The organism is Haematospirillum sp. H1815 (assembly GCF_012102705.1).
GTDB lineage: Bacteria > Pseudomonadota > Alphaproteobacteria > Rhodospirillales > Rhodospirillaceae > Haematospirillum.
In genome coordinates this window covers 20,716-39,576 of the sequence record NZ_JAAVTA010000005.1, presented here as the reverse complement: position 1 = coordinate 39,576, position 18,861 = coordinate 20,716, and the positions used below count along the sequence as shown (strand labels likewise).

The 18,861-nt window shown below is 55.7% G+C and carries 14 protein-coding genes and 1 pseudogene; 7 read left to right on the top strand and 8 right to left on the bottom strand.

Annotated elements, in window-relative coordinates; translation table 11 throughout:
* Window positions 1-32 precede the first annotated feature (32 nt).
* Window positions 33-1,442, top strand: coding sequence for a type I glutamate--ammonia ligase (gene glnA, locus HEQ60_RS05840; protein ID WP_168070492.1), 1,410 nt, complete (start codon window positions 33-35; stop codon window positions 1,440-1,442).
* A gap of 35 nt (window positions 1,443-1,477) precedes the next feature.
* Here glnA and wecB read toward each other — a convergent pair whose 3' ends face one another.
* The 7 genes from wecB to arfB all read right to left on the bottom strand — a co-directional run bounded on the left by wecB (window position 1,478) and on the right by arfB (window position 12,824).
* Window positions 1,478-2,626, bottom strand: coding sequence for a non-hydrolyzing UDP-N-acetylglucosamine 2-epimerase (gene wecB, locus HEQ60_RS05835; RefSeq protein WP_168070490.1), 1,149 nt, complete (start codon window positions 2,624-2,626; stop codon window positions 1,478-1,480).
* A gap of 6 nt (window positions 2,627-2,632) precedes the next feature.
* Window positions 2,633-3,748, bottom strand: a complete 1,116-nt coding sequence (locus HEQ60_RS05830) for a DUF4434 domain-containing protein (protein WP_168070488.1) — start codon at window positions 3,746-3,748, stop codon at window positions 2,633-2,635.
* A 2-nt stretch (window positions 3,749-3,750) separates the two neighbouring features.
* The gene (locus HEQ60_RS05825; RefSeq protein ID WP_168070486.1) at window positions 3,751-7,167 is read right to left on the bottom strand and encodes an NfrA family protein; all 3,417 of its coding nucleotides are present in this window, start codon (window positions 7,165-7,167) and stop codon (window positions 3,751-3,753) included.
* Window positions 7,164-9,437: a glycosyl transferase family protein gene (locus HEQ60_RS05820; RefSeq protein ID WP_168070484.1), complete on the bottom strand. Its 2,274-nt coding sequence runs from the start codon at window positions 9,435-9,437 to the stop codon at window positions 7,164-7,166. Before HEQ60_RS05820 ends, HEQ60_RS05825 begins: the two co-directional genes overlap by 4 nt.
* A 41-nt stretch (window positions 9,438-9,478) precedes the next feature.
* A complete protein-coding gene (locus HEQ60_RS05815; protein WP_168070482.1) occupies window positions 9,479-10,045 on the bottom strand; it encodes a glutathione peroxidase in 567 nt (188 codons plus the stop codon).
* Between the two features lie 37 nt (window positions 10,046-10,082).
* Window positions 10,083-12,293: a heavy metal translocating P-type ATPase gene (locus HEQ60_RS05810; RefSeq protein ID WP_245183792.1), complete on the bottom strand. Its 2,211-nt coding sequence runs from the start codon at window positions 12,291-12,293 to the stop codon at window positions 10,083-10,085.
* Window positions 12,294-12,407: 114 nt separating this feature from the next.
* Window positions 12,408-12,824, bottom strand: coding sequence for an alternative ribosome rescue aminoacyl-tRNA hydrolase ArfB (gene arfB / locus HEQ60_RS05805; protein WP_168070480.1), 417 nt, complete (start codon window positions 12,822-12,824; stop codon window positions 12,408-12,410).
* Window positions 12,825-12,899: 75 nt separating this feature from the next.
* Here arfB and HEQ60_RS10650 point away from each other — a divergent pair, with 75 nt between their 5' ends.
* From HEQ60_RS10650 to HEQ60_RS05795, 3 genes and pseudogenes are all read left to right on the top strand, one after another.
* Window positions 12,900-13,064 (top strand): YeeE/YedE family protein, encoded by a 165-nt coding sequence (locus tag HEQ60_RS10650; protein ID WP_245183791.1) that lies wholly within the window; start codon window positions 12,900-12,902, stop codon window positions 13,062-13,064.
* A gap of 15 nt (window positions 13,065-13,079) precedes the next feature.
* Window positions 13,080-13,349, top strand: a pseudogene (locus HEQ60_RS10645) (YeeE/YedE family protein); the annotation flags it as partial.
* Window positions 13,350-13,352: 3 nt separating this feature from the next.
* A complete protein-coding gene (locus tag HEQ60_RS05795) occupies window positions 13,353-13,790 on the top strand; it encodes a DUF6691 family protein (RefSeq protein WP_168023255.1) in 438 nt (145 codons plus the stop codon).
* Window positions 13,791-13,792: 2 nt separating this feature from the next.
* On the opposite strand, the gene HEQ60_RS05790 is transcribed toward HEQ60_RS05795, so the two are convergent.
* The gene (locus HEQ60_RS05790) at window positions 13,793-14,482 is read right to left on the bottom strand and encodes a bifunctional 4-hydroxy-2-oxoglutarate aldolase/2-dehydro-3-deoxy-phosphogluconate aldolase (RefSeq protein ID WP_322099299.1); all 690 of its coding nucleotides are present in this window, start codon (window positions 14,480-14,482) and stop codon (window positions 13,793-13,795) included.
* 276 nt (window positions 14,483-14,758) lie between these two features.
* Between HEQ60_RS05790 and zwf the strand changes: the two genes are divergently transcribed.
* From zwf to edd, 3 genes are read left to right on the top strand one after another with little or no spacing between them, the layout of a single operon-like run.
* Window positions 14,759-16,279: a glucose-6-phosphate dehydrogenase gene (gene zwf / locus HEQ60_RS05785; RefSeq protein WP_168070657.1), complete on the top strand. Its 1,521-nt coding sequence runs from the start codon at window positions 14,759-14,761 to the stop codon at window positions 16,277-16,279.
* A complete protein-coding gene (pgl, locus tag HEQ60_RS05780) occupies window positions 16,276-16,989 on the top strand; it encodes a 6-phosphogluconolactonase (protein WP_168070477.1) in 714 nt (237 codons plus the stop codon). The genes zwf and pgl overlap by 4 nt, the downstream gene beginning before the upstream one ends.
* A 40-nt stretch (window positions 16,990-17,029) precedes the next feature.
* Window positions 17,030-18,850, top strand: coding sequence for a phosphogluconate dehydratase (edd, locus tag HEQ60_RS05775; RefSeq protein ID WP_416046636.1), 1,821 nt, complete (start codon window positions 17,030-17,032; stop codon window positions 18,848-18,850).
* The last annotated feature ends 11 nt before the right edge of the window (window positions 18,851-18,861 follow it).

The following is an 18,861-nucleotide window of genomic DNA, read 5'->3' as shown; positions in this document are numbered from 1 at the left end:
ACGGTAACCATTCAGGACAAGGAAAAGTATTCATGTCTGATACCGCTACATTCTTCGAAAAAATCAAGGAAAATGACGTCAAGTATGTTGATTTCCGTTTTACCGATCCCCGCGGCAAGTGGCAGCACACAGCCCAGCATGTCAAGACCGTGACAGATGATCTTCTGGCCGACGGTATTATGTTTGATGGGTCATCCATTGCCGGTTGGAAGGAAATTAATGAGTCCGACATGATTTTGATGCCGGACATCTCGACGGCCGTGATGGATCCCTTTACGGCCCAACCGCAGCTTGTTGTGTTTTGCGACGTTGTAGATCCTGCAACAGGTCAGTCTTATGATCGCTGTCCACGCGGTATAGCACGCCGCGGTCTTGCCTATGCGCAAAGTACCGGCATTGCCGATACAGCTTATTTTGGCCCTGAGGCAGAGTTCTTTGTCTTTGATGACGTCCGTTATACGGTAGATATGAACAAAGTGTCCTTCGAGCTTGATGCCGGCGATGCCCCTTGGGCTAGTGGCAAGGAGTTTGATCAGGGCAACTGGGCACATCGCCCCGGTATCAAGGGAGGATACTTTCCGGTTCCTCCTGTTGACAGCGGTGTTGATCTGCGTGCGGAGATGACTTCAACCCTTCTGGATATGGGGGTTGACGTCGAGAAGCATCATCACGAGGTTGCATCGTCACAGCATGAACTTGGTTTCCGGTTTGGTACCTTGTTGCAGTCAGCGGACTGGATGCAGATATACAAGTATGTTGTGCACATGGTCGCCCACTCGTACGGCAAGACCGCTACGTTCATGCCCAAGCCTTTGGCGGGAGACAACGGGTCTGGCATGCATGTCCATCAGTCCCTGTGGAAGGATGGCAAGCCGTTGTTTGCAGGATCCGGATACGCAGACCTGTCTGATATGGCGCTGTACTATATTGGTGGCATTATCAAGCACGCCAAGGCGCTTAATGCGTTTACAAATCCGTCCACCAATTCCTACAAACGGCTGATTCCGGGATTTGAGGCGCCGGTTCTTCTGGCTTATTCTTCGCGTAACCGGTCTGCATCCTGTCGCATTCCCTATGTTTCCAATCCTAAAGGGAAGCGGGTGGAAGTACGTTTCCCTGATCCGACGGCTAACCCCTATTTGGCTTATACCGCCATGATGATGGCGGGCTTGGATGGGATTCAGAACAAGATTCATCCTGGTGATCCCATGGACAAAAATCTGTACGATTTGCCGCCAGAAGAGCTGTTACAGGTTCCCACGGTATGTGGCTCCTTGCGGGAAGCTTTAGATGCCCTGAAGGTTGATCGGGATTTCCTGATGAAGGGTGATGTGTTTACACCCGATTTTCTTGACGCCTACACGGATCTCAAATTCCAGGAAGTTCACGCGTTTGAACACACCCCTCATCCGATTGAGTATCAGATGTATTACAGCGTCTGACGATGTGTGATGGTAGCGTTGGTCCCTGCCCTTTATCAGGTGGGGGCTTTACGTTTTTTACCCGGTGATTTCCAGTTTTTTATAGTTTGGCAAATCCGCTCGCAAGCCTTCCCGTCACCAAACGGGTTGTTCCCCGCGAGTAAGCGTTCTTTTGGGGATGGTGTATCAAGAATTTCGGCGGCAGCTTGTACAATGGACTCTGTACGGGTGCCGACCAAGCGGATGGCCCCGCTGTCCAATGCCTCCGGTCTTTCTGTCAAGTCCCGCAGGACTAGGACGGGGGTTCCTACAGATGGTGCTTCTTCCTGTATGCCGCCTGAATCCGTCAGGATGACGGCGGCGCGACGCATCAGCAAGACGAAGGGAAGATAGTCCAGCGGGTTGGTCAGGATGATAAAGGGGTGACTGGCCAGAAAGGCTTTCATCCTCATGCCCACTTCTGGATTGGGATGCAGGGGGAAGACGATACACACGTCGGGGCGATTGGCCAGTGTGTGCAATGCTTGGCTAATCCGTGCCAAGGGGGGGCCGAAGTTTTCCCGGCGATGGGTTGTGACCAGAATAATCCGTCGGTCGTCAGGGAGGCGCGGCAATGTTGCTACAATGCGCGCTGTCAGGGCGGCATCGCTGTCGAGTTTGTGGCAAACCCATAACAGAGCATCAACCACAGTGTTTCCTGTCACGGTGATCGTGTCATCGGTTCGTCCTTCGTTCAGCAGGTTTGTTCTGGCCTGCTCTGTCGGTGCAAACATGAGGTCTGCCAGTTGATCTATGGCGATGCGGTTCATCTCTTCTGGCCAAGGACTGCGGAGGTTATGGCTGCGAAGCCCGGCCTCGACGTGTCCGACAGGTACGCCACTGTAAAAAGAAGCCTCGGCGGCAGCCAGTGCACTGGTTGTATCACCATGCACCAGCACAAGATCCGGACGGTCTTGCTCAATCATGGCCTCCATCTGGTCCAAAATGCCGGCATGCAGATGAGCCAGGCCTTGGCGTGATCGGGCCAGAGACATGTTGTGGTGAACGGGAACCTCGAAGAAATCCAGTATTGGGGGCACCAAGTCCGGATGCTGCCCTGTTACGGCAACCCGGCAGGACAAGGCCTTGTCACGCGATAGTACTCTGGCAAGCGGGGCCATTTTGATCGCTTCAGGGCGTGTTCCAATGACAACAAGTGTTTTCATGCAGACTCATCTGCTGTTCACACCCTGTATGCCGGGCAGGCTAGTCACGCATTGCTGTGCGACCTTGGCCTGAAGATCGTATAGCGCCTTGGTGCGGCGGTCACGATCTGCCGTTGATATATTCCCGGATTGACTCATTTCTTCTGCTCTGGATGGCAGAAGATACTCCGGTGCGCTGAACAGGACGGGCCTTGCCATGACGGCCCCCATGGCAAGGCGCAGCCTCTCGTGCATTTCTGTCGTGGAGGCCGGAATGCCGACGAACTGGCTTCCATCCTGATTTTGCTGCTGTACAGAAAAAGCCTCCACAACCATATGAACCTTTTGACCCAGTTTCTTGGCTAGGGCGTCGCGGTAAAGGGTACTTTCCTGCACGCTAAGTTTGCCGGCCCCGATGCTGTCCTGAAACAAAAGGCGATCGATGTGGCTTTTTGTCAGAACAGTATCCCAGAATTCAGCCAGCACAGATGGACTGGTTCGACCATTTGAGAACCCCGATATGGCTACGGGTACAGGGTGCTCTGTGATTCCGGATAGGAGACCGGTAACCTTGGCCAAGTGTTCCGTAAGTAAAGCCCGGCGCGTTGTATCTTGCCAATGCAGGTCGTCAAGCTCATCCGTAATATACCAGCCCCGCAGAGCTGGACTGGTTGCAATCAGTTTCCCCAGATCTGGCAGAAGAGCTTCCAGAGCCAGTTCCCGACGCAGGAAGTAGACCCGCAACAGATCCGGATTTCGCTCGTGAACCTGAAAGAAGGACGGATCAAGATCCAGGCCTATCCATAGGCCAATTCCATTCCTTTCGGCCATGGCCAGCAGACTCGGCAAGGGCGGGTTTGGTAGCGGACTGATATGTCTCGCATACATTTCTTTCCCGACGGCGTCTGACAGGGGAAACAAGGCAATGCTGTTCAGGATGGACCACTGTACGTAGATGGTCTGAATACCGATCTGTTTAAGGGACCGCCCAAAGGCATCCCAGTCTTCCGGGCTACGGTTACCGTGGATGGCCAGTGGCTGGTAGAAGGTGGCATCCGGGGCTCCTGCTGGCCCGCAGACAGCATGGGCATAGCCTATCCCCAGGACCATCCATAGCACAAAGATGACAAGGCGTTTATGCATCTCTAAAACCGTGCCAGAACGGAGACAATGAAACGTGTTTGCCTGTCTCCCTGCCCGTCTTTTGTTATGTCACGGGTCAGGCGTGGTGTGACATCGATATAGGACTGATGCGCATGGCTTGCAGATTCGTTGTACCACAGGCGCCAGTGCAGCCCGATACCACCGCGGGCAATGGTGTCGTCCAGTGTGCTGGTCCCGGTGTGGGATCCTCCGATCAGGGCAAACGGTGCTGCTATATAGGGTGTGCCCATGCGCCATTTCCCTCCCAGCCGGAGTTCGCTACTGACAAGCCGAGCCTTTGATTTCTCAAGAAATCGTCCGGCATCCACATAAAAGCTGTAATATGGTGTCCAGGCGGGTTCATCGGGTGGTATGTCCATGCTGCTGCTCAGGCCATAGCTTACACGAACCAGCGTGTTGTCTTCTGTTTTGGATCCGATGGAAAACAGGCGTTCAGCCGCCAGGTTGAAGTCATGCTCGCGCAGGGGTTTCCAGCGCAGGCCAGCCCCAGCCTGTGTGGTGTGTTTATCAGGCACGGGAGATGCACCATTGATGGTCCCCCAGAACAGGCGTCCGGTGATGGCAAGGGTGCGTCCGTCGCGATAGCCAACAGAGGGAGGTCTCCATGCCAGTTCTACGCCGCCTTGTGCCTCGTTCAGGGCATCGCCGACCGGGCTGGTTGTGCGTCGGCATGAGCTGGCCTGCGGGCAGACCGTAGTATAGCCCTGTAACGCCAGATTATCGTTCAGAATGCTGTTTTGCCGCCTTAGCCCCCAAATGTGGGCGCGGTTCTGAACGGGTGTGTATTGGCGCATGGCTGCATACAGGCGCTCATCCTCTATAACGTCGGAAAAAGCATCTTGCGCGCCTTGGGTATCACCAAGGGCTGCACGGGTATAACCCAGATCCTCCCGCGCGGAGAGCTGGTCCGGGTTCGCACCCGTAATGTGGCTGAGCAAGGGCTCTGCCCGTTCGTGATCGCCCATGTCACGGGCCGCATAGGCATAGGCCAGCCCCAGGGCTTCGTTGTCCGGGGTGACTTGATACGCTGATTCCAAGGTGTGAAAGGCCTGTTCCAGCTGGCCCTGCCGTCGTTCGACTACGGCTTGCTCCAGACGTCGGCCGCTGGTTGGATTGGTTGTGTTCAGGGTCTGGTATACCTGTATGGCTTCCTGGTCCCGACCGGCTGCGGCCAGCGCCCTTGCCCACGTTTCCAGATGCACGGGTTTCAGGTCATCGGGTAATTTTGAGGCTTCAAGGCTACCAATCTGTTGCAGGGCACTTTCAGCCTTCCCTGCCCCTAAAAGGGCTTGTGCAAGCCGTAATTGTAGAACGGGATCGTGCTGCCCCGACAAGGCCTGTTTCCAGTGGCGGGCGGCCAAGTCCGGTCGTCCCGTATCGTAGTATAGGTAGCCCAGCGACGCGTTGACTAGGTTTCTTGTTCCGGCCGACAGGCTGCGGGGTCCAGAATAATCCCGCAGGGCTCTTTCGTAGAAATCAGCAGCAGGTCCCTTGCGTTTTGCCCTGTCCAGTGCTGTTGCCAGAAGAACATGAACCCTGGGGCTTTGTTCGTGCTGCAATGTTTCCCACATCAGCCGGACGGCTTCCTTCGTTTCCTTGTCTTCCAGAAGGACGAAGGCAAGATCCAGTCGTTGATCAACAGAGATCAGTCCGCGATGGTACAGGTCCTGCAATGCTTTCTTGCGTTGCTGGTTCTTTTGTGTGGCGGTTCCGCTTTCAGCCAAGGCTGTCAGGGCTTGGCGTACAGCTTCATTTTCCGGGCTAGGTTTGTCCAGGATGCGGCGCGCAACACGCTCTACCGACGACCATTCCTGTGCCCCTTTCCAGCGAACAAGCGCTTCGATAGCTGTTCTTGCGGCGGCTTCATGATCCAGATGGGCGGCCTGCTCCAGCGCCTCGGCTGATCCGCGGATATTGCCCTCGGCCCACCGTGCATCGGCCAGCGAGACCAGCGTGTCCTTGTCAGATTGCAGCTGTGCCAAGGTTTCGAGTGTCTTTGTACGTGCAGTGGTCTCCCCTGCCCGTCTTTGCGCTTCCGCTAGAAGCTGCAGAAGTGCGGGCGTATCACCGATGGTGTGCCGGAGTTCCTCCAGACAGCGCACGGACTCTTCCGGGGTATTCTGTTCAAGCTGTGCTGCACACAGGGACAGGCGGTGTGCGTAGATGACATCAGCTCGGTTCGGGGCCTGAAGGTTTTGTTCCTGTTCGACCCGCTGCAGTACCAGGCTGGCATCCTTGATACGCTTGGACGAGATCGCGGTCAGAACCACAGAATTCAGTGTATCCGGGCTTTGGTCCAGCTCCAGCGCCTTGATAAAGAGTTCCAGCGCTTGTTCTTCTTGTCCGGCATCCAGACGGATGAAGGCTGCCCGTTTCAGTGACAGGGCCCGGTCTGCTGTCCCAAGGCGAAGTCCTGCTACAGCTTCAAGGGTCTGTGCCGCTTCTTCCCGAAGGCCACCCCGGGCCAGGAGATCAGCCAATACTTGCAAGTCAGATGGATTACTGCTGTTCCGAAGTGGTTTGTACAGTTCAATGGCTTGTTCATGGTGGCCGCTGCGGCTGGCAGCTTCCGCCAAAAGGCCAAGGACAGCGGGGGAATACCCAAGGCGCTCCCGTCTTGGCCAGACAAGCGCGTAGGCTTCCTCTGGCTTGTCCTGTCGTAGCAGGAGAAAGCCAAGGTCTACGGCTGCGGCATCCCCTATGGACTGGTCTATGTCCTGTTCCCGGGTCAGCTGGAGCAAGCGTTCGGCTGCTTCCCGGTCGCGTTTGGCCAGAACCAGGATCCGGGCTGCTGCCAATTGCTCCTGTGGGGTCAATGCTCTTTTATGCGAGAGTGCTTTCAGATCATCCATTGCCTTTTGTAGTCCGGCGCTGTTTGGCGCCGTGCGCGTTTGTAGCTCCAGGGCACGCAGTTGTTCATCCACACTTAGCGTGGCGCTTCCCATGGCCTGTGTCAGTTCTGTGGCGGCTTCTTCACGGTGCCCCAAGGTTTGCAGGGCTGTTGCGCGAAACAAACGTAGCAGGCTGAAATCAGGAGCGACTTCCGTCAACGGTGCACTCAGCCGCAGAACATCGGCTGGTTTCTGTAGCTCTGCAGCCAGGACAGTCGCACGCCAGCGCATGACGTGGGCTTCCGGGATAAGGGTCAGTCCTTTTTCAAGCTCCTGCAGGGCTTCCTCCTTGCGATTGCCCTGGATCAGGGTCCGCGCCCTTTCTTCGTACGGGAAGGTCCTGTGTCGCAGCCATTCACGCTCTATGAAGTTTTGTTCCGGAAGCATTTGTATTAGCCGCTTCTCGGCTGTTGGTACCTGCTGAGCTTGAGCGCATGATCCATACAGCAGGCTGCTGCCGATCATGCTGGCCAGAATCCAGCCCGGTATGTGTCCTTGCGTTATCATGCCGGCCTGTTGCCCTGGTTCTGGAAGTCTGTCAGCGTTTGTTCCGAGATATGCCCCTGCTCAACCAGAATGATCCCGACAGGTCGCTCGCTTTTCTTGGACAAGGCAAACGCCTTCTCTACGTCATCAGTGGAGCAGATATTGTTTTCTGCCAGCCATCGCCCCAAAGGAACACCCGCGGCTGCTGCTTTCTTGACAGCATCATCCAGTGCGGCTTGTGAGGGAAGCAGATCCAGATCCAGAAGGATCTGCCCCATTGGTTTATAGGAGCGTCTTTGTTCACGCAGGGCACCGGCCAGCATTTCAGCTGTGATAACGCCCGCCTCGACCAAGCGTTGCCCCAGCGGTGGCCCCGACCCTCCCTTGCCCTTCCCAGCGTCTTCCGGGATACCGCCATAGCGCCTATGAATGGCAAACAGGATCTCGCTGGATACAGCCAAACAGAATTCGGCGCGCCCGCCAATTGCGGTTTCAACCGTTTCAACCTGTTCCTGCGTGGGAACGGACAGGGCGGCTACCATAAGGTTCCCTGATGCGGACAAGCCAACGGGGAACATGCTGAACTGTTTGGCCAGAGAAGCCGGGAAACGCTGCAAAATGGTATCGGGTACGCTGAATGGATCGATGGCGCGCACCTCCAGCCTGACCTGCATGCCAAGAACTTCCAGAAACTGGTCTTGGTTCACCAGACCCATTTCCATCAGGATATTGCCGATGGTACCCCCTTTTTCCTTCTGCATGGCCAAGGCTTGTTCCAGTTGGGCGGGGGTAATGAACTGGCGCTCGATCATCAGATCGCCTATCCGGCGCCGATAAAGCTTCAGGTGTGCCTCATCAGGGTATTCATGCGATGTTTTGTCCCAGCCGATCTTTTCACCTGTACGCAGGTGGTGACCGAACATGCGCAGGGCCCGTATTACGGCACAATAATTTATGGCGATAGCCCACAAGTAGCGCGGGATAACCATGGGGATGGCAGACCATCCATAGTATTTGTGTGTCCAGTAGTGGCGCTGGAAAAGGCGATAGGCCAGCAGAACCTGGTTGATCCACACAACAAGCCAGAATGGACTGTCATCAGGCAGGATGGGGGCCGGCTGGTAACTGTCTTTCATCAACCATGTCCACAGAACAATGCCAAGATGCGCCAGCACAACAAAGATCCCGAACGGAGCGGCGTGGCTCAGCACCACCATTTTCCGGTCCCGCATCAGGAGATAGCGGATTGCCAAGGATCCATCCCACCCGAAGTTACGCCATCCCTGCAAGGCAATGCCGATTGTCCAGCGGCTTTTCTGGCGTACGGCCGCCCAGAAGGCATTGGGGAAGTATTCACGTGTACAGATGTAGTCAACGATTGTGACCAGCTGTTCTTTCCCGGTCAGCCATTGTTTTCGTGATACGGTACGGACAAAAGGCACGCGTGCAAAAATCTGCTTCATGCCTGCTTTTTTGAGGCGGAGCGAGAATTCGTAATCTTCGGTTAACGTGCCGGTGTTGAACACCTCTCCTTGTTCTGTCCGTGCGGCATCCAGGGCCCGTCGGGAGTAGGCTGTTCCCACCCCTGCCCCCGGAACAACCCCGGCCAGGAATTCACGGACAATAATTTCTTTGCTGTGAAGCTCGGCGAACTCGTCCATGTAGTGACCGCCAGTCAGATCATGCCACGGACGTTCCAGAGAGATGACCGGTGTTTGTACCAGGTCAAAGCGCGGGATCAGGAAGTTGAAAAGCTTCAGGCTGAGCGGATGCACGATGTCTTCTGCATCCTGCATGACGATAACCTCGAAGCGCATTCCGTTGGCTTGCTCGTATTCTGTGATTCCTTTGACAATCCAGTTCAGGCAATCGGCCTTGCAGGTTGGTCCTGGCAATGGGGTGATGATGTGATGGACATTCCCCAGTGTAGAGCACAGCTTTTCAACCTCTTTCCCGGTATCCGGATCATTGGGATAGGTTCCGACGAAAACATGGAAGTTTGAATAGTCCAGCGTGCGGAACATGTTACTGAGTGAGGAGTAAATAATTCCGGATTCCTGCCACGACGGGAACATCAAAGCCACAGGCTGTTGCTGCGCACGGTGCAGGACCTCTATGGCCATTGGCTTGGAACGCCGGAAGACAAACAGGCTTTTGTAGATCCAGCGCCCGAAGAAGATAATGTCAATGACCAGGTCATCAAGATTGGAGCCCATATAGACCAGCATCACGAAGATAAAGCCCAGCTCCGTGAGCAGGAGGACGGCGGCTGACAAGTCGGTCATGGGCATGTGATGCGGCCTGCTTTACTGTCATGCTCCCGCGTGGTGCTTTAATTTCGATCTGCGTTGTCCAAGGCCATTTCTATGGCGCCGGTAATTTTGGGATCATCCGGCTTTGTGGTTGGCAAAAACCAGTCCAGCAGGCGTCCGTCCGGACCAATCAGATATTTATGGAAATTCCAGCGCGGGATTCCCGCTGCTCCGGTTTGTTGAGCAGCCCACTGATAGAACGGATGGGCGTGATCACCGCTGACAACAGCCCGTTCTGTCAGTGGAAACGAAACGTTGAAGGTCGTTTCACAGAAGGTCTTGATTTCAGGGTTACTGCCCGGCTCTTGTTCCCCAAAATCATTGGATGGCACGCCAATGACCACTAGTCCTTTGCCACGGTCCTTGTACGTATTCCAGAGCTTCTCCAGGCCTTCGTATTGGGGTGTGAATCCGCAGCGAGATGCCGTGTTGACAACCAGAACGACACGGCTCGCATAGGCCCGCAGTGGCATTGGGATTCCATCAATCGAAGTGAAGGTATAATCCCAGGCACTGCCCTGCCCGGCCATGGCGTTTCCGCTTCCCAGAAACAGCCCCAGTATGGCTGAACATAATTTTCTCAACATGCGGCGCCCCTTGGATCATGATCCACCCCTCTCCACGTTAACCTGGCTTCCAGGCAGAAGCTACCTGGTTCTGTTTGTGGTGATGATGGGGTTGGTTCTCGCCGGCTCTTTGGCTTTCATTCCAGACAGTTTGGAATCCAAGCAGTCGCAGTGCATTCAGTGTGACCAGGATCGTTGCGCCGGTATCGGCAAAGACGGCCATCCACAACGTTGTTGTACCGGTTACTGCCCCGACCAGGAAGAGAGTCTTCAGGCCAAGGGCAAGGGCAATGTTCTGCCAGATATTGCGTATGGTCGCCTTTGAGAGAGTCACGAGATCAACGATACCGCCAACACGATTTCCCAACAGGGCGGCATCGGCAGTTTCCAGAGCAACATCGGTTCCGCTTCCCATGGCAACACCAACCGAGGCAACAGCCAAGGCCGGTGCATCATTGATCCCGTCGCCGACCATGGTAACCGGACCATTCCCTTCCAGCTCCCGTATTGTTCTCAGCTTGTCTTCGGGAAGAAGGTTGGCCTTTGCTTCGATCTCCAGTTCCTTGGCAATGACTGATGCCGTTTTGTGGCTATCCCCCGTGAGCATGACAACATGGATGCCGGCATCTTTTAATGATTTAATGGCTGATGCGGCATCGGGACGTGGCTCATCGCGTGCAGCGATGAGCCCAAGGACAGATTGCTCTCCATAAAGGACGGCAACTGTTTTTCCCTGGTCTTCCAGTGCCGCAATCTGGTCCAGAACGGTTGGGGGTATCCTTTTGTCTTCCAAGGGCATATGGGCTGACCCAATGATCAGGCGTCGTCCTTCAATGTTGCCCTGTACGCCGTGCCCAGGTAACACGGATATATTCCGGCTTTGCGGTATGATCAGGTTTTCTTCTTTTGCCTGGTTGATGATGGCTGAAGCCAGTGGATGAGAAGATCCGGTCTCAAGGGATGCAGCCAGGCGCAGAATGCTTTCCTTGTTTTCCTGCACAGGAATGATATCTGTGATCTGTGGTGTGCCGGAGGTCAGGGTTCCTGTCTTGTCAAAGGCGACCGTACGGGTTTTACCGATGGCTTCCAGAACCGCTCCTCCCTTGAGCAGGAGTCCCTGCCGTGCAGCCGTTGATATGCCGGCGGCGACAGCGGCTGGTGTTGAAAGGACCAAGGCGCAGGGGCAGGCAATCAACAGCAGGGACAGACCGCGATAGATCCATGTCTCCCAGCTTTCGCCAAAGGCAAGCGGCGGGACTATGATAACAAGGCCTGCCAGCAGCATGGCTGCTGGTGTGTAACGTGCCGAGAAACGATCAATAAGGCGTGCGAACGGAGCCTTGGTACTGCGTGCTTCTTCTACCAGCTGGACGATCTGGGCAATCGTTGTGTTCTGCGCTGTTTTTTCGACCTGTATACGAACAGGGTTTCCGACATTGATGCTGCCAGCATAGACATCTGCATTATGCTTGCGGATAACAGGAATGGACTCCCCGGTAATGGGAGATTGGTCAAAAAGCGATCCTTCGTCGGACATGATTCCATCTGCGGGAACGCGGTCACCTGTCCTGACCAGGACAATTTGTCCTGGAACAAGGCTATGGGCCTGGACGGTCTTGTGTGCGCCGTCTTCTTCTATGATAGCAGTCTGCGGTATAAGGGCCACCAGATCATGGATACTGCGCCTTGCCCTGTCGGCTGCCAGTCCTTCCAGAAGCTCGCCAATCGAGAACAGGAACACAACGGTTGCAGCTTCGCCGGCAGCACCAATCACAAGGGCACCGGTTGCAGCGACTGTCATCAGCATTTGAACCGAGAAGGGATTGCCTGCCCCGGCAAGGGAAAAGGCTTGGCGAACAAAGGGCAGGAGGCTGAGTGCGGCCGCGATTGTCCATGCCTTGTCTGCCAATTCAGGGGCGATCGTTCCCACAAGTGCAGCCGTTCCGACCAGTACGCTGGTTATAGCCACAAGGTGAACGTTCCGGTTATTTTTCCAGCCGTGTGACGGCGGCTCTGTGCCAGGTTCCTGTAGCGTAACAAACATCCCGAGATTGCGTATCTCTGCCTCGATGTCTGACAGGGACGGGCCTGTGTCCTCTCGGCATGCAATGGTAACAGACCCATTGCTGAAGCTGACTTTTACGTCTTCAACGTCCGGAATACGTGTTAGCGTCCGTTCCAGTTCTCCCGCGCAACCCGGGCAGTCCATACCTCCTACGCGTAACCGCATGATTTTCAGGTCTGTTTTGGGAGATGCTATGGGAGACATGGCAGTATCCTTGGTAACAAGAAAGTCCGTTTCAACCTGTTATGCAGGCTACAGCCTCCAGTCGCTAGAGGTACAAGAGAAATCAAGAAAGGCCATATGCGGTTCCTGGATGCTTCAGGGCACCACGCGTCCTCGCAATTTCTTGGTATTGGCGTGTTTTGTCTTGTGGCTCAGTCGTCGTTCTTGAGAGGCGCGGGACGGTTTTGTAGGGCGTCGGATTGCGCGTCGTACAGAAGCAGCGCGAATCAGCTCTATCAGGCGGTGCAGGGCGTCAGCTCTGTTTCTTTCCCTGGTTCTGTAACGTTGTGCTGTGATAATCAGCTCACCGCGTCCGGTCAACCGCTGGTCAGCCATTCCCAAGAGTCTGTTTTTCACATAATCGGGCAGGGATGTTGAGTGGGCAATATCAAAACGTAGCTGGACTGCTGTCTCCACTTTGTTGACGTTCTGTCCACCTGGTCCTGTTGCCCGTATGAATGTTTCCTGTATTTCATCTTCATCAAGAGTGATGGATGATGTGATGATAATCATGGGGGTAATTCTAGCCTGACCGTACAATTATGCGATATCGCATAATAGGGGGAAGCTAGGGCCCGGGGAAGGTTCTTGGGGGAGTGGGCTGTGGACTGGGAGAATTTCACGCCGTGGGAGTCTTTGACGGGTGGGGTCTTGATTGGGCTTGGCACCTCTGTCTTGTTGCTTTTCAGTGGTCGTATTGCTGGTATCAGCAGCATTATTGGCGGACTTCTGCCTCCCCGTCAGGGAGACTAGGGTTGGAGAACGGCTTTTGTTGCCGGGCTTGTGTTTTCTACCGTGGCAGCCGATTTATCTGGATATTCTCCTGATCCCCGTTTTTCCTCACACAATCTTTTTCTAGTTCTTCTCGCCGGCCTTGCGGTTGGTCTTGGATCGCGCCTTGGGTCTGGCTGTACCAGTGGTCATGGCGTCTGCGGCTTGGCTCGCTGCTCTATCCGCTCTGTGGTGGCCACAGCCTGTTTCATAGGAGCGGGTATGGCCATTGTTTTTCTTCTGAATCCTATCGGACGAGGGGGATGAGGTATGGCTTACCTCGCGCCCTGTCTGTCGGGCATACTCTTCGGGCTCGGGCTTCTTCTATCAGGCATGGCCAACCCCGCCAAGGTACAGGGCTTTCTTGATATTTCCCGGAATTGGGACCCATCGCTGGCCTTGGTGATGGTTGGAGCCATTGCGGTATCATGGCCTGCTTTCCGTTTTATCGAGCGTAGGGGGGGCGGAGTGGCCGGCTGTGCCCTCTACCTGCCGACAAAACGGGCTGTTGATGTCCCTCTTGTTGTTGGAAGCCTTATATTCGGTGCTGGATGGGGCTTGGCCGGAATATGTCCCGGTCCGGCCCTTGTCTTGGCAGGCTACGGATTTACAGATGCTCTTTTATTTGTGCTGGCGATGCTGGTCGGCATGGTGCTCTTCGAGCTGGCCAGCCGAGTCAAGAAAAATGGTATCAGGCGTTTCCCTTAGGTTCAGCGGGCCAACTCACTTCGGGCGTGCTCGCACGCAGCCATGATCTGTCTTGCAGCCTGCATGACGGCCTCGCGATCTCCCTTGCGTACCAAGGTTTCGTCAACCAGCTTGCCCCCGGCTCCAACACATATTGCACCTGCCTTGATCCATTCGCCGATGCTGCTGGCATCGATACCGCCGGTTGGCATCATGGGGACGCCGGGGAAGACAGAACGCAAGGCCTTGAGGTGGGCCGGACCAACGCTGGAGGCTGGAAAGATCTTGATAGCCGTAGCCCCTGCTGACAGTGCACTTGCCACTTCGGTTGGGGTCAGGGTGCCCATCAGGCAGGCAATTCCGTGTTCGCTACATACAGTTCCCACCTCGGGTACGACCCAGGGTGACACGACATACCGGGCGCCCGCTGTAATCACGTCATGTGCAGCGGCGGCCGAGACCACTGTACCGGCTCCAATCAAAAGGTCGGGGTATGCCACAGACAGCTTTCGGATCACGGAAATAGCATCCGGCGTTGTCATGGTTATTTCGAATGTTCTGATCCCGGCCTCGCGCAGCCATTCAACAGCCGTCATGGCAAGATCCGGTGTGCTGGTCCGGATAACGGGTACAACGCCGAAGCTTGACAATTGGGCGATGATCTCGCTGGCCGGGATCAGTTTGGCGGCCATGTTCTGTGCGGGTATTGTCACGGTCGGATCCTTGGTGTTCAGGTGGGGGCAGGGTATGACGATAGCCTGAGTGCCTGTTTACACAGCCAGTCTGGTTGTGGCAAGGCGTTGGTTCTTCACCCTGACGGCATGCGTTGAGACAATTTCTTTTGCTCTTGTCGCGCAGTAATCCTACATTCACCCCCGGCAGGGCCGGGCAGGATCAGGTCCTGCCCATGGTGCTGGATGTACGCAGGATGCAGGAATATGGCAAAAACAGGTTCAATCTGCCCCCCTAACGCAGACGTTTCTTCCGATATGGCCAGTTCGCGGTCTGGCTTTGGTCAGACATTGCGCAAACCGACAGTTCCCGGTTTTGACTATGTTGTTGTTGGTGGTACGGGGGACCTGACATTCCGCAAGCTCCTGCCGTCGCTCTACTATTGCCATCTCAATGGCCTGATTGACTCTGAGAGCCGGATTGTGGCATCGGCACGGTCAGCCCTGTCAACCGAGTCCTATCGTGCCCGTGTGTCTGAGGCCCTGCAGCGCTATTTGCCTGAGGCAGATCTTGATCATGCGGCTGTTGCCTCTTTTCTGGACCGGATTGCGTACGTAGAACTTGATGCAGCCGGGGAGGCTGGCTGGGCAGGTCTGGTATCATTGTTGGCCGAGAGCACCAACAGCATTCGGGTTTTTTATCTGGCCACATCGCCAGACCTTTTTGGGCCTGTCTGCCGGAATCTCCACCGGGCAGGGCTTGTAACCCAGGATTCCCGCGTGGTGCTTGAGAAGCCGATTGGCCGCGATCTCGAATCCGCCCTTGCCATCAATCATGATGTCGGGGCTGTTTTCGACGAGCGGGCGATTTTCCGTATTGATCATTATCTGGGCAAGGAGGCAGTCCAGAACCTTTTGGCCCTGCGCTTTGCAAATGCCTTGTTCGAGCCTCTCTGGAACAGCCGTTTTATCGATCATGTCCAGATCACGGTTGCCGAAACTGTCGGGCTGGAGGGGCGCAGCGGGTATTATGAGCGGGCAGGGGCTCTGCGTGATATGGTGCAGAACCATTTGCTGCAAGTCCTCTGTCTGGTTGCCATGGATCCGCCGGCCCGGATGAGCGATGAGGCTGTGCGTGACGAGAAGCTCAAGGTTTTGCGTGCACTGGCCCCGATTGAGGGCAAGGATGTTTTGGCCCGCACCATTCGTGGTCAGTATGCGGCAGGTGCAATTGGCGGTGTTGCGGTACCAGGGTATCTGGAAGAACCGGGTGTGGATGTTGAAAGCCGGACAGAAACCTTTGTGAGCCTGAAGGCCGAGGTTCACAACTGGCGTTGGGGGGGGATGCCCTTCTATCTTCGTACCGGAAAGCGGTTGGCCGTGAAGACGTCCGAAATTGTCATACAGTTTCGTCCTGTTCCGCATTCGATATTCCCAGGAGCAGCCGGGCGTGATCTGCAACCGAACCGTCTTGTTGTGCGGGTGCAACCCAATGAGGGGATCAAGCTGCACATGATGACCAAGGAGCCGGGGCCGGGTGGAATGCGGTTCCGCGAGACGCCGCTGAACCTGAGTTATTCCGATGTCTTCAAGCAGAGAACACCGGATGCTTACGAGCGTTTGCTTCTGGACGTTGTGCGTGGCAACCCTACCCTGTTCATGCGGCGTGACGAGGTTGAAGCAGCCTGGCAATGGATCGAGCCCATTCTCGATGGCTGGGCCCGCCATGATATGGTTCCCCGCCCTTATGCAGCAGGCACGTGGGGGCCTTCTGCGTCTGTTGCAATGATTGAACGTGATCTAAGATCCTGGCATGACGATGCGGAGATGCACCGATGAGCAACATCGTGACTTCAGCCTTGGCTGTTTTCCCGGACGCAACGACATTGGCGCAATCAGCGGCTTCCTTGGTGGCTGATGCCTTGTCGGATGCTGTTTCGGCCCGTGGCCGGGCTTCTTTGGTTGTGCCCGGGGGGCGGACGCCGGCACAGTTCCTGTCGTGCCTTGCTACGGCCGTTCTGCCGTGGGATCGGGTATCTGTCACGTTGACGGACGAGCGTTGGGTCGGTCTGGATGATGCCGGCAGCAACGAGGCCATGGTCCGTCGCAGCTTGCTGACGGCGTCTGCCCGGTGTGCACAGCTGGTTCCTCTTTATACCGGGGAGAGCTCCCCTGCTGAGGGCATTGCATCGGTAGACCGTGCCCTTGGGGCTTTTGATGATGCCTTTGATATGGTTGTCCTGGGTATGGGAGAAGATGGTCATATTGCCTCTCTTTTCCCTGGTGAGTCGACATGGCCACAGCCGGCTGAAAGCATTGCCGCAGGCCAGTTTTGCGTCCCTGCAATAGGTGTCCCTGGTGGTCCGGAGCGGATCTCGCTCACGCTCGCGCGTCTGGTGAATGCTCGTTCTGTTGTGGTGCTTGCAACAGGAGAAACCAAACGGCACCTGTGGGAAGATATGGAGGCGGGTGGTCCGTCAGCTTCCTTGCCGATTGGTGCCCTGCAGGTCAGTGTGCGTTGTCCGTTGACGGTCCTTTGGTGCCCTTGACGCATATGGTTCTGGTGTTGTTTCAGAGGACGTTATGACTATCCATCCTGGTATTGCTTCTGTTACTCGGCGTATTGCTGAACGCAGTCGGGAAACCCGTCATGCTTATTTGCAGCGCTTGCGTGCCGCCCGGGGTGCCTCCCGTCCCGGACGCATGGAGCTTGGCTGCAGCAATTTTGCCCATGGCGTTGCGGCTTGCGAAGCCCATCAAAAGCAGGTTTTGATGGCGCCAGATGCCCCGGGTATCGGCATTGTGACGGCATACAACGATATGCTGTCTGCCCATCAACCCTTTGAGACCTATCCGCAGATTCTGCGTGCGGCTGTTGCGTCAGCCGGTGGGTTCGCCCAGGTTGCTGGTGGAGTTCCCGCAATGTGTGACGGGATTACCCAGGGGCGGGCGGGTATGGAGCTCTCCTTGTTCAGTCGGGATGTCATTGCCATGGCCACGGCTGTGGCATTGTCGCATGATATGTTCGACGGTGCTTTGTTGCTTGGGGTTTGTGACAAGATCGTTCCCGGGTTGGTGACTGGTGCCTTGTGCTTTGGCCATCTGCCAATGATTTTTGTACCGGCAGGACCTATGCCTTCCGGTATTTCTAATGCAGAAAAAGCCAAGGTTAGGCAGGAGTTTGCTTCGGGCCGTGTCGGGCGTGATGAACTGCTTGCTGCGGAAATGGCTGCTTATCATGCACCGGGGACTTGTACCTTCTACGGTACGGCCAACTCCAATCAGATGCTGATGGAGATTATGGGCCTGCATTTACCTGGTGCTTCGTTTGTTGCCCCGGGAACAGCGCTGCGGTGTGCCCTGACGGAAGAAGCTGGACGGCGCGTAACCGCTATGGCCCGTGGTGAAGAAACGGCTCCGATCGGTGAAATTATCGACGAGAGGGTTATCACCAATGCTCTGATTGGTCTGCTTGCGACAGGGGGATCCACAAACCACACCCTGCATCTTGTTGCTATGGCCCGTGCTGCCGGTCTTGTTCTGGACTGGCAGGATTTTTCCGATCTGTCTGCAATCATTCCTCTTCTGGCCAAGGTTTATCCGAATGGGGAGGCAGATGTGAATGCCTTCCATGAGGCAGGTGGAATGGCGTTCTTGATCCGGGAGCTCCTTGAAAACGGGATGTTGTATGGGGACGTCATGACGGTTGCCGGCCCTGGTCTTGAGCGCTATACGCGGGCTCCTACACTCCGGGATGGTGCTTTGGTTTATGTGGATCTTGCCCGTGACAGCGCTGATCCAGCTGTGCTGACAACGATTGGGCGTCCTTTTGCCCCGGATGGGGGATTGAAAGTGCTGTCGGGGAATTTGGGACGCGCTGTTATCAAGACATCGGCGGTCAAGCCTGAGAACCGTGTTGTTGAGGCTCCATGCCGTGTTTTTAATTCCCAGGAGGCGATGCTGCAAGCATTCCAGGCGGGCGAGTTGAACCGTGATGTTGTATGTGTTGTCCGTTTTCAGGGTCCCAAGGCCAATGGTATGCCCGAGTTGCACAAGCTAACCCCGCTGCTTGGGGTTCTTCAGGATCTTGGCTACAAGGTTGCGCTGGTAACCGACGGGCGTATGTCCGGGGCATCGGGCAAAGTTCCGGCCGCCATTCACGTTACGCCCGAAGCACTGAATACAGGTATGATTGGATATGTCCAGGATGGCGACATCATTCGGCTGGATGCGGTGGCCGGTGTTCTGGAGCTGAAGGTTGAGCCATCTCTTCTGCATGCCCGGTCCGCTCCATCTGCTCCTGTGGATCAGCGTTTTGGGACCGGGCGCGAACTGTTTGCACCCTTCAGGCAGTTAGCCGGTGGCGCAGAGGAGGGTGCAGGCATATTCCGTTTTGATGGGCATGCCTGATTCTGCCTTGT